The sequence below is a fragment of the Methylocaldum sp. GT1TLB genome, from assembly GCF_051027445.1.
GTDB lineage: Bacteria > Pseudomonadota > Gammaproteobacteria > Methylococcales > Methylococcaceae > Methylocaldum.
Map to the genome: position 1 here is coordinate 4,750,952 of NZ_CP194898.1, position 14,049 is coordinate 4,765,000.

At 54.5% G+C, this 14,049-nt stretch carries 11 protein-coding genes; 7 read left to right on the top strand and 4 right to left on the bottom strand.

Annotated features, from left to right (window positions below; genetic code table 11):
* The first annotated feature begins 141 nt into the window (after nt 1-141).
* From aceE to lpdA, 3 genes are all read left to right on the top strand, one after another.
* Entirely contained in the window at nt 142-2,829 is a 2,688-nt protein-coding gene (aceE, locus tag ACR2R1_RS21000) for a pyruvate dehydrogenase (acetyl-transferring), homodimeric type (RefSeq protein WP_133716934.1), read from the top strand.
* A 10-nt stretch (nt 2,830-2,839) separates the two neighbouring features.
* A complete protein-coding gene (gene aceF / locus ACR2R1_RS21005) occupies nt 2,840-4,183 on the top strand; it encodes a dihydrolipoyllysine-residue acetyltransferase (RefSeq protein ID WP_077727995.1) in 1,344 nt (447 codons plus the stop codon).
* 98 nt (nt 4,184-4,281) lie between these two features.
* Complete coding sequence (gene lpdA, locus ACR2R1_RS21010; RefSeq protein ID WP_434111784.1) at nt 4,282-5,703, top strand: dihydrolipoyl dehydrogenase; 1,422 nt, start codon at nt 4,282-4,284, stop codon at nt 5,701-5,703.
* A 77-nt stretch (nt 5,704-5,780) separates the two neighbouring features.
* Here the strand turns inward: lpdA and ACR2R1_RS21015 are convergent, their stop codons facing one another.
* Complete coding sequence (locus ACR2R1_RS21015) at nt 5,781-7,070, bottom strand: AmpG family muropeptide MFS transporter (RefSeq protein WP_205780633.1); 1,290 nt, start codon at nt 7,068-7,070, stop codon at nt 5,781-5,783.
* 19 nt (nt 7,071-7,089) lie between these two features.
* The gene (locus ACR2R1_RS21020; RefSeq protein WP_086133580.1) at nt 7,090-7,869 is read right to left on the bottom strand and encodes an exodeoxyribonuclease III; all 780 of its coding nucleotides are present in this window, start codon (nt 7,867-7,869) and stop codon (nt 7,090-7,092) included.
* Between the two features lie 206 nt (nt 7,870-8,075).
* Between ACR2R1_RS21020 and rpmE the strand changes: the two genes are divergently transcribed.
* Nucleotides 8,076-8,279 (top strand): 50S ribosomal protein L31, encoded by a 204-nt coding sequence (gene rpmE, locus ACR2R1_RS21025; protein ID WP_077727999.1) that lies wholly within the window; start codon nt 8,076-8,078, stop codon nt 8,277-8,279.
* 163 nt (nt 8,280-8,442) lie between these two features.
* Here rpmE and ACR2R1_RS21030 read toward each other — a convergent pair whose 3' ends face one another.
* Nucleotides 8,443-9,039, bottom strand: a complete 597-nt coding sequence (locus tag ACR2R1_RS21030; protein WP_434111787.1) for a hypothetical protein — start codon at nt 9,037-9,039, stop codon at nt 8,443-8,445.
* Between the two features lie 8 nt (nt 9,040-9,047).
* The gene (locus ACR2R1_RS21035; protein WP_434111790.1) at nt 9,048-11,333 is read right to left on the bottom strand and encodes a penicillin-binding protein 1A; all 2,286 of its coding nucleotides are present in this window, start codon (nt 11,331-11,333) and stop codon (nt 9,048-9,050) included.
* A gap of 380 nt (nt 11,334-11,713) precedes the next feature.
* Here ACR2R1_RS21035 and ACR2R1_RS21040 point away from each other — a divergent pair, with 380 nt between their 5' ends.
* Genes ACR2R1_RS21040 through ACR2R1_RS21050 form a run of 3 tightly spaced genes read left to right on the top strand, consistent with a single transcriptional unit; the run spans nt 11,714 to nt 14,000 of the window.
* The gene (locus ACR2R1_RS21040) at nt 11,714-12,775 is read left to right on the top strand and encodes a pilus assembly protein PilM (RefSeq protein ID WP_077728001.1); all 1,062 of its coding nucleotides are present in this window, start codon (nt 11,714-11,716) and stop codon (nt 12,773-12,775) included.
* Complete coding sequence (locus ACR2R1_RS21045) at nt 12,775-13,359, top strand: PilN domain-containing protein (RefSeq protein ID WP_077728002.1); 585 nt, start codon at nt 12,775-12,777, stop codon at nt 13,357-13,359. Before ACR2R1_RS21040 ends, ACR2R1_RS21045 begins: the two co-directional genes overlap by 1 nt.
* Nucleotides 13,356-14,000 (top strand): type 4a pilus biogenesis protein PilO, encoded by a 645-nt coding sequence (locus tag ACR2R1_RS21050; protein ID WP_077728003.1) that lies wholly within the window; start codon nt 13,356-13,358, stop codon nt 13,998-14,000. Before ACR2R1_RS21045 ends, ACR2R1_RS21050 begins: the two co-directional genes overlap by 4 nt.
* Nucleotides 14,001-14,049: the final 49 nt, after the last annotated feature.

Sequence of the window (14,049 nt, forward strand, 5' to 3'; positions counted from 1 at the left end):
ATCAACGGTTCAACAAACATGCCAGAAATTCTTTCGTTTCAAGCAATCTAAAGGTCGGAATTCAATAGATGACTTGTCGCTTGCTTGTCTGCATTCGAAAAAATTAGCTGGAAGCCCTTAATCAGTGGAGGAACCTTTCCTATGTCCGCCGTGAGTCCGTCTCACCCATCGCAAAACCTTAAGAGCGTCAACGATATCGATCCCGAAGAAACCCGCGAGTGGTTGGAGGCCCTGGAGGCCGTTATCGAGACTGAAGGTATCGAGCGTGCGCATTTCCTGATCGAAAGCTTGGTCGATCAGGCACGCCGCGCGGGGGCGAACCTGCCTTATAAGGCGAATACGGCGTACATCAATACCATTCCGCCCCACATGGAACCCCGCTTGCCGGGCGATGCCGGTTTGGAGCAGCGCATCCGCTCTTATATCCGCTGGAACGCGATGGCGATGGTTGTCCGAGCCAACCGTAAAACCAGCGAATACGGTGGACATATTGCCACCTTCGCTTCAGCTGCGACGCTTTACGACGTGGGTTTCAACCATTTTTTCCATGCCGCCAATGGGAACCACGGCGGGGATCTGATTTACTTTCAGGGGCACGCCGCTCCCGGCATCTACGCCCGTGCGTTTCTGGAAGGACGCCTGAACGAAGAACAGCTGGACAGTTTTCGCGCCGAAATCGGCGGCAATGGTCTTTCCTCCTATCCACATCCCTGGTTGATGCCAGATTTTTGGCAGTTTCCGACGGTATCCATGGGGCTTGGTCCGCTGATGGCGATTTATCAAGCGCGCTTCATGAAATATTTGGAGGATCGGGGGATTCTGGCGACCTCGGGCCGCAAAGTCTGGTGTTTCTGCGGCGACGGCGAAATGGATGAGCCGGAATCCATGGGAGCCATCGGACTTGCCGGCAGGGAGAAATTGGACAATCTCATCTTTGTCATCAATTGCAATCTGCAGCGGCTCGACGGGCCAGTGCGGGGCGACGGCAAGATCATCCAGGAACTTGAGGCGGAGTTCCGCGGTGCCGGCTGGAATGTCATCAAAGTCATCTGGGGTTCCTATTGGGATCCTCTGCTGGCCAAAGACAAAGACGGCCTCTTGAAGAAGCGCATGGAAGAGGCCGTGGATGGCGAGTATCAAGCCTACAAAGCGAAAGGCGGTGCCTACACCCGCGAGCACTTCTTCGGCAAGTATCCGGAGCTGAAGGAGATGGTGGCCAATATGTCCGACGAGGACATCTGGCGCCTGAATCGTGGCGGGCACGACCCGCACAAGGTCTACGCCGCTTATCATGCGGCGGTAAACCATACCGGACAGCCGACGGTGATCCTGGCCAAGACGGTCAAGGGTTATGGCATGGGCAGCGCGGGCGAAGGGCTCATGACCACGCACCAGCAAAAGAAAATGGACGAACAGGCGATCCGCCACTTCCGGGATCGTTTCAATATTCCCATTCCCGATGACCAGCTGATGGAGTTGCCGTACTACAAGCCGCCGGAAGACAGTGCGGAGCAGCGCTACATGCACGAGCGTCGAAAGAGCCTGGGCGGATACGTGCCGCAACGGCGACGCGACGCGCCGCTTTTGCAGGTGCCGGAGCTGGATGTCTTCGAACCTCTGCTGAAGGGCACCGAAGATCGGGAAATGTCGACTACGATGGCGTTCGTGCGCATCCTGACGCTGCTGTTGCGGGATAAAAAATTGGGTAAGTACGTCGTACCCATCGTACCGGACGAGGCCCGAACTTTCGGTATGGAGGGACTTTTCCGCCAATACGGTATTTACTCTTCCGTCGGGCAGTTGTACGTTCCTGCGGATGCCGGCGGAGTGATGTACTACAAGGAGGACAAATCAGGGCAGATCCTGGAAGAGGGCATTTCGGAGGCGGGCTCCATGTGCTCCTGGCTCGCGGCCGGTACGGCTTATACCAACCACAACATCCAGATGATCCCGTTCTACATCTACTACTCGATGTTCGGATATCAACGGGTGGGGGATCTGATGTGGGCCGCGGGCGATATGCAGGCGCGCGGCTTCTTGATGGGAGGAACTGCTGGACGTACGACGCTGGCGGGCGAGGGTTTGCAGCATCAGGACGGGCATAGTCACGTCAGCATGTCGGCGATTCCAAATTGCGTAGCTTACGATCCTTGCTTTTCCTACGAACTGGCCGTGATTATTCAAGACGGCCTCAGGCGTATGTATCAGGAGGGCGAGAGCATCTTCTACTACGTCACCGTCATGAATGAAAATTATACTCATCCTGACATGCCGGCCGGCGCGCGCGAAGGGATCGTCAAGGGCATGTATAAGCTCAAGGACGCCGGCGAATCGGCTCAAGCCCAGATTTTGGCCAGCGGTACGATACTCCGCGAGGCCATCGTCGCGGCGGAGTTGCTGGAGCAGGACTTCGGCGTAAAAGCGAACGTTTGGAGCGTCACCAGCTTTACCGAACTGCGCCGTGACGGACTCGACAAACAGCGCTGGAATCTCCTGCATCCGGATCAGCCGCCCCGCGTCAGCTACGTGGAGGATTGCCTGGCCGGAACCCAGGGGCCGATCATCGCGGCATCCGACTATATTAAAATGCTCGCCGATCAAATCCGGCCCTTTGTTCCGAGATCCTATACGGTGCTGGGTACCGACGGCTTTGGTCGCAGCGATCAACGTTCCGAATTGCGGAGATTTTTTGAGGTGGATCGGCATTACATCGCATTTACGACACTAAAAGCCTTAGTCGATGAGGGCGGCGTGGCGACTTCTACACTGACGGAAGCTATGGCTAAATACGGCATCGATCCGGAAAAGCCCAATCCAGTGAAGGTGTAAAGGAATCGCTATGGCAGTGCTAAAAGAAGTCGTAGTTCCCGATATCGGGGATTTCAAGAACGTCGAGATCATCGAAGTGCTAGTTAAGCCGGGGGATGTAATCAAGGCCGACGATTCCTTGATTACGCTGGAAAGCGATAAAGCGGCGATGGAGGTGCCTTCGCCGTTTTCCGGCGTGGTGAAAGAAATGCAGGTCAATGTCGGTGATCGGGTGAGCATGGGGTCGCCGATATTGCAGTTGGAGCTTGCTGATCGGGCCCAGCCGGAACGGGAAGAGAAAGCTCCGCCTGAGGCGGAAGCGGAAGCTGGAAAGATCGTCTCCGGCGAAGCGGCGCCCAAGCCCGTTGCCGAGCAGCCCGCGCCTTCCTCAGTAGCAGAGCCGGAAGCGAAGCCGAAGCCCGCGCCGGCCATCGCCGAACGAGCTTTAAAAGTTGTTGAAGAGCATGCGCATCCTCCTCATGCGAGCCCATCGATTCGGAAGTTCGCCCGTGAATTGGGGGCTGAGCTTCAGAAAATTCAAGGCACCGGGCCAAAAGGCCGTATTTTGAAGGAGGATGTTCAGGCATTCGTAAAAGCGAGCCTGAAGCGGGTCGAGCAAGCGATGGCTGGTGGTGTTTTCGCCATTCCGCCTCAGCCGGAAATTGATTTCGCTCAGTTCGGCACCGTCGATAGACAGCCGTTGTCCCGCATCAAGAAGCTTTCCGGCCCGAATCTGCTTCGGAGTTGGATGAGCATTCCCCATGTGACGCAACACGATGAAGCCGACATCACCGATCTCGAAGCCTTTCGCCAGTCGCTCAAGAGCGAGGCGGAAAAGCAGAATGTGAAGCTGACCTTTCTGCCATTCGTCATCAAGGCCGTAGCGGCAGCGCTCAAAGAGTTTCCGACGTTTAATTCATCCCTCGCAGCCAACGGCGAAGAGCTGATCCTTAAAAAGTACTATCACTTGGGCGTGGCGGTGGATACTCCGGAAGGCCTAGTGGTGCCCGTAGTTCGGGATGTCGATCAAAAAGGCATTTTCGACTTGGCTAGGGAATTGGCAGAACTCGGCGCGAAAGCCCGTGGCAAGAAACTGCGCAACAACGATCTCGAAGGGGCGTCGTTTACTATCTCGAGCCTCGGCGGAATCGGCGGTACGGCTTTTACGCCCATCATCAATCCGCCTCAAGTGGCAATACTTGGTTTGTCCCGAGCGCAAACCAAGCCCGTTTACCTGGACGGACAGTTCGTTCCGCGCCTGATGTTGCCATTGTCCCTGTCGTACGATCATCGCGTCATCGATGGAGCCGAGGCGGCACGATTCACGGTTTATTTGGCTGGATTGCTGGCCGAACTGCGGCGAGTCCTTTTATAGAAGCCGGGATGCTTTGAGGCTTGCCGGCAAACCGGTTCGATACAACTTGCGATGGAACGCTAATCTGCAATTTTTTCTTAATAGAAGGTATACGTTCGATGTCCGATACATCTAGTCTACATGCCGAAGTTGTCGTTTTGGGCGGCGGTCCGGGTGGTTATACCGCCGCTTTTCGAGCCGCCGACTTGGGCAGACAGGTGGTTTTGGTCGAGCGTTATCCGGTGTTGGGGGGCGTTTGTCTAAATGTCGGATGTATTCCTTCGAAAGCATTGCTGCATGCCGCCAAGGTCATTCAGGAGGCGCAGGAATCTTCAAGTTTTGGACTGAATTTCGGTTCGCCGAACGTTGATTTGGACAAGCTGCGCGACTGGAAGAACAAAGTCGTGAAGACACTTACGACGGGGCTTGCAGGCTTGGCCAAGCAGCGCAAAGTTACCATCGTCAACGGCGTGGGCAAATTCTCTTCGGACCGAACGCTACAGGTTGAAACGGCAGATGGCACAAAGACGGTCAGTTTCGATCACGCCATCATCGCAGCCGGCTCGCAGCCGGTACAGATTCCGGGTTTCCCTCACGACGATCCGCGCATGATGGATTCCACGGATGCCTTGGAACTCGCCGAAGTGCCTAAGCGTCTTCTGATCATCGGCGGCGGCATCATCGGCTTGGAAATGGCCACTGTTTATCATGCGCTTGGTTCGAAGATCACGGTTGTCGAACTGATGGACCAGATCATTCCGGGCTGCGATGCGGATCTGGTTAAGCCGTTGTATCAGCGCATCAAGAAACAGTACGAGAATATTTTCCTTAAGACGAAGGTAACGCGCATCGAAGCGAAGTCGGAAGGATTGCAGGTTTATTTCGAAGGCGGTGAAGGCGCCCCCGAATCAGACTTGTTCGACCGCATCCTGGTCGCCGTAGGCCGGAAGCCAAACGGAAATCTGATCGGTGCGGAGAATGCCGGCGTCAAAGTCGACGACAAAGGCTTCATTCCGGTAGACACCTGTCAGCGAACCAATGTGCCTCATATTTACGCCATCGGCGATATCGTGGGCAATCCGATGCTGGCACACAAAGCGACTCACGAGGCGAAAGTGGCGGCGGAAGTCATTTCCGGAGAGCGCTCGGCGTTTCAGGCGTTAACTATTCCCTCGGTAGCTTACACCGATCCAGAGGTGGCCTGGATGGGACTTACGGAAAATCAGGCAAAAGCTCAAGGGATTGCCTACGACAAAGCCGCATTTCCCTGGGCGGCGAGCGGGCGGGCTCTAGGCATCGATCGCAAAGAGGGCGTAACCAAGATTTTGTGCGATAAAGAGACTAAGCGGATTCTGGGGGCAGGGATCGTCGGGCCTAATGCGGGGGAGCTTATCAGCGAGGCCGTTCTGGCGCTCGAGATGGGCGCCGATATGGAAGATATCGCCTTGACTATTCACCCGCATCCGACCTTGTCGGAAACCTTTGCGTTTGCCGCCGAGATGCTGGAAGGCAGTATTACGGACCTTTATATTCGAAAGTAGGCCGAATTCGCGCCGGAGGAGAGCATCCAGAGGGCGCTCTCTTATCCGCGCAACGTGTTCCTTCGGCGCAAAATTTTTCAGTCGGATGACTGCGAATCGGGTTGAGGCTCGAGACGTCCTGGATCTCTGCTCCGCTTGCCTCCGTTCCATGGCGCGACTTTGAACAGTAGTAGCATGCCTGGAAGGGTGAGCGCGAAGCAAACCCAAAAGAAGCGTTCCCAGCCTAGCGCTTCGATGTGAAGCAGCGAAATGTTTCCCATCTTAATGTCCCCACCTTCGACGAGAAAGCCGGTGAATGCATTGGCCAGCGTCCGTGGCGTTGCGGCCAGGCTGGTAAACAGCGCGAACTGGGTGGCGGTGTACGCCGGATTGGTGGCGGTGGCGATGTAGGCAACGAACGCGGCCGTGCCCAATCCGACACCGAACGCCTCGGCGCCGATAACGGCAGCCAGGCCAGCCAAGGTATGGCCGGCCGTGGCAAGCCAGGCAAAGCCGAGAATCACCAGCGCCTGTAAAACGCCAAATACCCAAAGAGACCGATGTATCCCCAGGGAAATCATCCATATTCCACCTAAAATGCCGCCTGCAACGTTAGGCCAAAGTCCGGCATGCTTGGCGATCACGCCGATTTCGGTCTTGCTGTAGCCCATGTCTAAATAAAAGGGCGTGGCCAGCGCCGTTGCCATGCTATCGCCCAGCTTGTAAAAAAAGATGAATCCCAGGACCGTTAACGCGCCGCTCCAACCCTTTCGTTGAACAAATTCACGAAAAGGATCGACTAAGGCTTGACGTAGCGTCGGAGGGGCGTGGCTGGAAAACTCCGGTTCGGTTCCGATGAGCGTCAGGAGAATGCCGGGGAACATGAACAGGGCCGTGATCAAGTAGACGGCGTCCCAAGACAAATAATCAGCGAGGATCAGCGACAGAGATCCCGGTACGAGCCCGGCGATTTTGTACGCATTCACGTGGATCACATTGCCAAGTCCTTGCTCTTCGTCCCTGAGAATCTCTCGCCGAAAGGCATCGATTGCAATGTCCTGGGTTGCTGAAAATAGTGCTACCGCTACCGCCAGCCAACGAATGGTCGCGATGTCTGGAACGGGAGCGAGCCAACCAAAAGCGGGAATCGAGAGCAGCAGTGCAATTTGGGTAATCAGCATCCAAGTCCGGCGTCGCCCCATTGGTAGACCGTATCGGTCACAGAGTGGCGCCCACAAAAACTTCCAGATGTAAGGAAATTGAACGAGAGCCAGCAACCCGATCTCTTTGAGGTCGACACCTCCGTCGCGTAGCCAGGCCGAAATCAGGCTGATCAGCACGAATAGAGGCAACCCCGAGGAAAACCCCGTGAGGACGCAGATCAACATCCGTCTGTTAAATAGCGCGTCACGCCAGGAAAGGGTAGTCATAATCGATGGTGAGTGGCGCATGGTCGGAAAAGCGCTCTTCCTTGTAAACATGGGCGGCGAGGATTGCTTCCCGGAGAGTGGGGCTGGTCACGTGATAATCGATACGCCAACCCACGTTCTTGGCCCAAGCCTGACCGCGATTCGACCACCAGGTATACTGTTCAGGCTCCTGATTGACGACACGAAAGGCATCGACCCAGCCGTCCTCCTCGAATACGACATCCAGCCAAGCACGCTCTTCGGGCAGGAACCCGGAGTTTTTCTGGTTGGATCGCCAATTCTTGAGATCAATGGGTTTATGGGCGATATTCCAGTCGCCGCAGAAAATATAATTGCGCCCGGACTGTGCGCATTCCCGAAGATACGGCAGGAAGCGGTTCATGAAATCGAACTTCACCGCTTGCCGTTCTTCGCTGGACGATCCGGAAGGCAAGTATAGGGAAACGACGCTTAGCGGGCCGAATCGGGCCTCGAGATAACGCCCCTCGGCGTCCATGTCAGGCCAGCCAATGCCCTGAATGACTTCGTCCGGTTCCCGTCGGCTATACAATGCCACACCGCTGTAGCCCTTTTTGACAGCATCCAGGTAGTAGCACTGGTACCCTTTAGGCCAGTAGATAGGGTCTTCCAGTTGGTGTGTCTGAGCCTTGGTTTCCTGTAGGCAGACAACGTCGGCATTCTGTTTATCCATCCAGTGGAAAAAGCCTTTGCGCGCTGCTGACCGCACGCCGTTAACATTGAGGGAAACTATACGCATTATGGTTTATATCTCAGATAGGTATATAGCCGCTAGAGTGCTGTCGCCGAAAATGGAAATAAAGGCTGATGCGGGTGGGCCGATGTTCAGTTGGAAGCAGGACGATCCGCGCTAAAGAGTGCGTCCATCTTGCAGTGAAGAGCCGTTTTAAGTACCATGAAAAATTTGTCGTCCCTTTGTTCTGATTTCCTGGAGAAAGCCTCATTATGAAGCCGGATATTCATCCCGAATACAAGTCCATCGCCGTCCATTGCAGTTGCGGCAATACCTTCGAAACCAAGTCGACGCTTGGCAAAGATTTGCAGGTTGAAGTTTGCTCCGCTTGCCATCCATTCTATACAGGCAAGCAGAAGATCGTCGACACTGCCGGTCGTGTTGACAAGTTCCGACGCAAGTACGGACGGGGCTGATTTTTCAGCCTCGTTTGCGTCTTTCGAAATCGGCCTGGCCGCCCCTCGTTTAACGGCAATGAGCAAGGAATGCTCTCCGTTTTGGGCCGGTCAAAACCGGATTATCGATCAACCGATAGATATTGGTCTTTGATTGTCGTTCTCGTGAGGCTTCGGCCGAGTCTCACGGCGAAATGCCGTTAATCAGTTTCTCGACGTCCTGGAGAGAGCCGCCAGGCACCGTCTTTTCCTTTCGATTGATCCGTTGCCCCTTCAATTCCGGCGGGAGTACCGCCAATTCGACGCGGACGCCATCGACAAAAAAATCCAGCGCCGGATACGTCATGCCCCGCCTGTGTCCCAAATTCAACGAAAAGGCCCCTTCCTTAAATGGTATGCGGGCTTCAACCAATTTCTTGATGATCTCTTCGGGGCTTTCGGGATATACATACAAGATGATCGGGCTGTATTTACTGGCGCTGCCATCCAACGCGCCACCGATCAATCGCGGCGAAAACTCTTCCAGGAAACGCATGGCCTCTAATGCGAGTTTTCGAAGACGAGCAATGTGCAGCGGTTGTGTTTCAGCCCGATAGAGTCGATGGTATTCCTCTAACGCCTGGTCGATTTCCTCGTTTCGGGGAAGGCTTCGTGAATTCGCTATCCCCAGGCGGGCGGCAGCCTTGTTTTTTGCCGGAAGATAATCGTTTACACCCTCTTCGGCGATAATCCTCGCAGCCTCCTGAGCGATCAATAGGCGTGCTTTATCTCTCGTAGACATGATGGAGATCAAAATAGCGATTCGATTGGTTTTTCGGTCGTCGTTCGAAGGGGAGGGGGCTTCGGTAATTCCGGCTCGGCCTCGTCTTCCATGACTTCAGAGGGAGGCGGTTCGCTTACGCGCGGCGCAGCATAGTAACGAGGGGCGCGTTCCGACGGGAAAACCTCGAAGATAGCATTAGCGCTGCCGGGCGGAGCAAGCATTCCCGTGCCCGGATCCATCCGAGCGATGGTCAACCCGCTTGGAAGCGGAAAAGTCTGCTCGGGTAAATCTTTGAGGGCTTCCTGCATGAAATACATCCACATGGGCAGTGCGGCTTTGCCGCCAGTTTCACCTTTTCCCAAGGATTTTGATGAATCGAAGCCGACCCAAGCGATGGTCGTCAGAGAGGGAACATAACCGTTAAACCAGGCATCCCTATATTCATTCGTTGTGCCGGTTTTGCCGGCAATATCGTTACGCCCCAGTTCCATTGCACGGGTCGCGGTCCCGGTTCGTACCACGTCTTGCAGCATGGAGTTCATCATGTAATGGACCTGGGGAGATAACGTGCGAGGCGCAAAATTCGTTTGGTGATCATCGGACTCGGCACAATTCGCACATGCGATTTGCGGCGTAGCTCGGAAGATCGTTCTATCGGCTTCGGTTTCGATGCGTTCGATGAAGTACGGTTCGACGTGGAAGCCGCCATTCGCGAACACGGCATAGGCTTGCCCCATCCGGAGGGGCGTTGCAGTGCCGCTTCCTAAGGCTAGCGGGAGAGATCGTGGCAGCTCTTCGGGCTGAAAGCCGAAGCGCATGGCCATATCTATGGCCTTCTTGAGGCCGATGCTTTGAAGCAATCGAATGGATACGAGGTTTCGTGATTTGGCGAGTGCGACTCTGAGTCGCGTGGGGCCGTAAAATCGGCCCGAGTAATTCTGAGGACGCCAGAATCCGTCCGCCTGGGACGGGTCGGAAAAGACAACGGGAGCGTCATTTACGACACTCGCCGGAGTATATCCGTGGGTCAATGCTGCCGCGTAGAGTATTGGTTTAAAGCCGGAGCCGGGCTGTCTTTGCGCCTGAGTCGCTCTGTTGAACTTGCTGAGAGCAAAATCATACCCGCCGCTCAGCGCGACTACGGCACCGCTGGTCGGATCCAATGCGACCAGCGCGCCGTCGACTTCCGGCATCTGGCTAAGTTTCCAATGGTCGTTGCCGTCTTTGCGAAGCCTGATGAGATCACCGGCCTTGAGTATCTCTTTGGTGCTTTTGGGCAGAGGACCTTGTGCATTCTCGGAGATATACTTGCGTGCCCATTTAAGGCCGTCCCAGTCCAGTTCGATGCGCTGTTTGTCGCCGAGATAAATTTCTGCCGAGCTGTCTTTAACAGCTAGGACCAGCCCGGGTACCGTTTCTCCCGCTCTGGGGATGCTGGATAATCGCTCGTCCCAGTCCTTGGGGCGCTTGTCCTTCTTTAAATCTACTCGTTGCTTAGCGCCCCGAAATCCGTGACGCTCATCGTAGTCGTGCAGCGCAAGGCGCAGCGCCCTGTCTGCGGCTGCCTGCAAGCGGCTGTCGATCGTGGTGTATATCCTGTAACCGCTGGTGTAAGCGGATTCGCCATACTGCCGATACATCTCGTTGCGGATCAGCTCTGCGACATGGGGGGCATTTAACTCGACGGGGGTCGTATGGAGTTTTGCGGTGACAGGCCGGTTGATCATGTCCTGGTAAGTCTGATCATTGATGTAGCCCAGTTTCCGCATCCGCTTTAGGACATAGTTTCGCCGGCTCGCCGCCCTCTCTGGATTGGTTATCGGATTGAACGCGGAGGGAGCCTTCGGTAAACCCGCAATCGTCGCGATTTCATCCAGGTCGAGCTCGTTAATCCCTTTGCCGTAGTAGACCTGAGTCGCAGCTACGACGCCATACGCGTGGTGGCCGAAGTAGATCTTGTTCAAGTACAGCTCCAAGATCTGTTCTTTCGTCAATTCCGATTCGATTTTGATCGCCAGCACGATTTCCTTGAGTTTGCGAAAAAAGGTCTTTTCGCTGCTTAAAAAGAAATTGCGGGCCACCTGCATGGTGATCGTGCTGCCACCTTGCTTCTTCTTGCCCGTCCGAAGAAAGGAAAACGTCGCTCGCAATAAACCTTGGTAGTCCACGCCCGGATGGTCAAAAAACCGATTGTCCTCGGCCGCCAAGAAAGCCTGAATGACTTTTTCTGGCACTTCGGAAAAGCTGACCGGGCTGCGCTTCATTTCGCCGTATTGCGCGATTAGGAGGCCATCTTTGCTGTAAATGCTCATCGGAGTCTGGTACCGCGCATCCCGCAAAACTTCTATATCCGGGAGTTGCGGTTCGATGAACCGATAAAGCAAGAACGCGGCTAAGGCCAAACTCGCGAATCCGGCAAGGAGGAAAAAAAAGATTAGCTTCAAGAGGCTCACTGAACGGGAGCGCGCTTGGCGTCGACTGTTGCGGGTTCTCACTCGACAATCAAAAAGGTGTTTTCAGGCTGCGGCTACAAATAGTAGCTCCGAAGTGCACGGTTGATCGGTGTTTGGCGTGTCATGGGCAAACTTCTAATCCCTACTATACTACAGTACAGAGTCTAGCGGGCGATGAGAAACGCCATTAAGACACGGTATCGCTTGCATGAGGTCAAGGCCAGTTTAGGAAGTCATCGATGTTTTTTTTGAACCACAAGAGACCGCCGCTACTTGGCATCGATATCAGCACGGCGGCCGTAAAGCTGCTGGAACTGAGTAGAAACGGACAGAACTATCGGGTGGAAAGCTATGCTGTCGCGCCGTTGCCGTTGGACGCCGTGATCGACAAGAACATCGCTAAGGTTGAAATCATCGGCAATGTTATCAAATCGGTCATCAAGCAATCGGGCACCCGATTGAAGCACGCGGCGGTGGCGGTACCGAGTTCTTCGGTAATAACCAAGATGATCTCGATGCCCGCTTCTCTAAGCGATGACGAGTTGGAAGCGCAAATCGAACTGGAGGCGGATCAATACATTCCCTACTCACTGGACGAGGTGAGCCTGGATTTCGAGGTGCAGGGCAAAGCCGAGAAAAATCCGGACATGGTCGATGTGCTACTGGTCGCCTCTCGTAAGGAGAATGTGGAGGATCGTGTGGCGGCTCTGGAGATGGCCGGACTCAAGGCGGAAGTCGTGGATGTGGAATCGTACGCCCTGGAGAATGCGTGCAATCTTATTTTGGATCAACTGCCCGGCTACAGTTCGGATCAAACCATCGCCGTGGCTGATGTCGGGTCGACCATGACGACCCTGAATGTGATCCATAATCGCCGCATCATTTATACCCGCGAGCAGGGATTCGGCGGCAAGCAGTTGACGGAAGAAATCCAGCGTCGTTACGGGCTTTCCTATGAGGAAGCCGGTTTGGCAAAAAAACACGGCGGTCTTCCAGACAATTATCAGCTCGAAGTGCTGGAGCCGTTCAAACAAGCGATGGCGCAGCAAATCGGCCGCTCGCTGCAGTTTTTCCTGTCTTCAAGCTCGCATCGCACCGTCGACGGGCTCGTGTTGGCCGGAGGGTGCGGCTCGATCCAAGGGATCGATCGTTTCGTGGAAGGCATTCTGGGTATCCCCACTACTTCCGCCAACCCGTTTGTCACCATGTCTCTCGCGCCGCGCGTTAAACCGCAAAGTTTGAGCAATGATGCTCCGGCACTTATGACTGCTTGTGGATTGGCATTAAGGAGTTTGGACTGATGGCTCGAATCAACTTACTTCCTTGGCGTGCGGAACATCGCAAACAACGGCAAAAGGAATTCGTCGCTATTACCCTGGCCGCGTTGCTATCGACCGGGGCGATTCTGTGCTTCGTTCATTATTTCATCGGCAGCATGATCGATTATCAGAGCCAGCGTAATCAATACTTGGAGTCCGAGATCGCCCTGCTCGATCAGAAGATCAAGGAAATCGAAGAGTTGGAAACCAAGAAAAAACGGCTGATCGCCAAGATGGAAGTCATCCAGCGATTGCAAGCGAGCCGGCCCGAGATCGTCCATTTGTTCGATGAGTTGGCGCGTACCATTCCCGAAGGTGTTTATCTAACGGATTTAACCCAGTTGGATAGCAATCTGACGATGAATGGAATGGCCCAGTCCAATGCCCGAGTTTCCGCTTACATGCGGAATTTGGAGTCTTCGCCTTGGATGAGGGAGCCCCTTTTAAACATCATCGAGACCAAGCAGGAGGCTAAGGAAAGCAAAAAAGCACAGGGCAACCGCTTTACGCTTCAGGTCAAGCAGGGAGGAGATAAGGCGGACAATCAGGAAAGGAAACCGTCATGAATCTTTCCGAAATCAATTGGGACATAGAAAACGCGGGCGCGTGGCCGCTACCGATCAAGGTGGCGATTATTACCATACTATGCCTAATTCTGAGTGGCTTGGGGTACTACTTGGACACTCAGGATCAAATCGCGCAGCTCGAAACTGAAGAAAGCAAGGAACTGGAACTCAAGAACAAATTTGAGCAGCGGCAAAAAAAGGCCGCAAATCTAGAAGAATACAAGGAGCAAATGGCGGAAATCGAGAAGAGTTTCGGCGATTTGCTCAGGCAGCTACCCGATAAAACCCAGGTTCCCGAATTATTGGTCGACGTTTCTCAAACCGGCTTAGCGGCCGGATTGGAGTTCGAGCTTTTCAAACCCGGCGCCGAAATCGCCAAAGAGTTCTATGCGGAGTTACCCATAGAAATCCGCGTGATCGGCGACTATATGGAGTTCGGTGCGTTCATCAGCGGACTGGCGTCGTTACCGCGAATCGTAACGATACATAACGTGAAGATCGCAGCCCACAACAAGGATGCGGGAGCAAAGAAATCCGCAAAGGACCCATTGGTCATGAGCGCGCTGGTCAGGACTTATCGCTACCTGGACGAGGGGCCTGCTCCAGCGAATCAAGTTAAAAAGCCACAACAAAGAAAGTAGCACTATGGGTGGGCACTTGAAGTTTTTGGTACCGCCGTGCCATCCACGA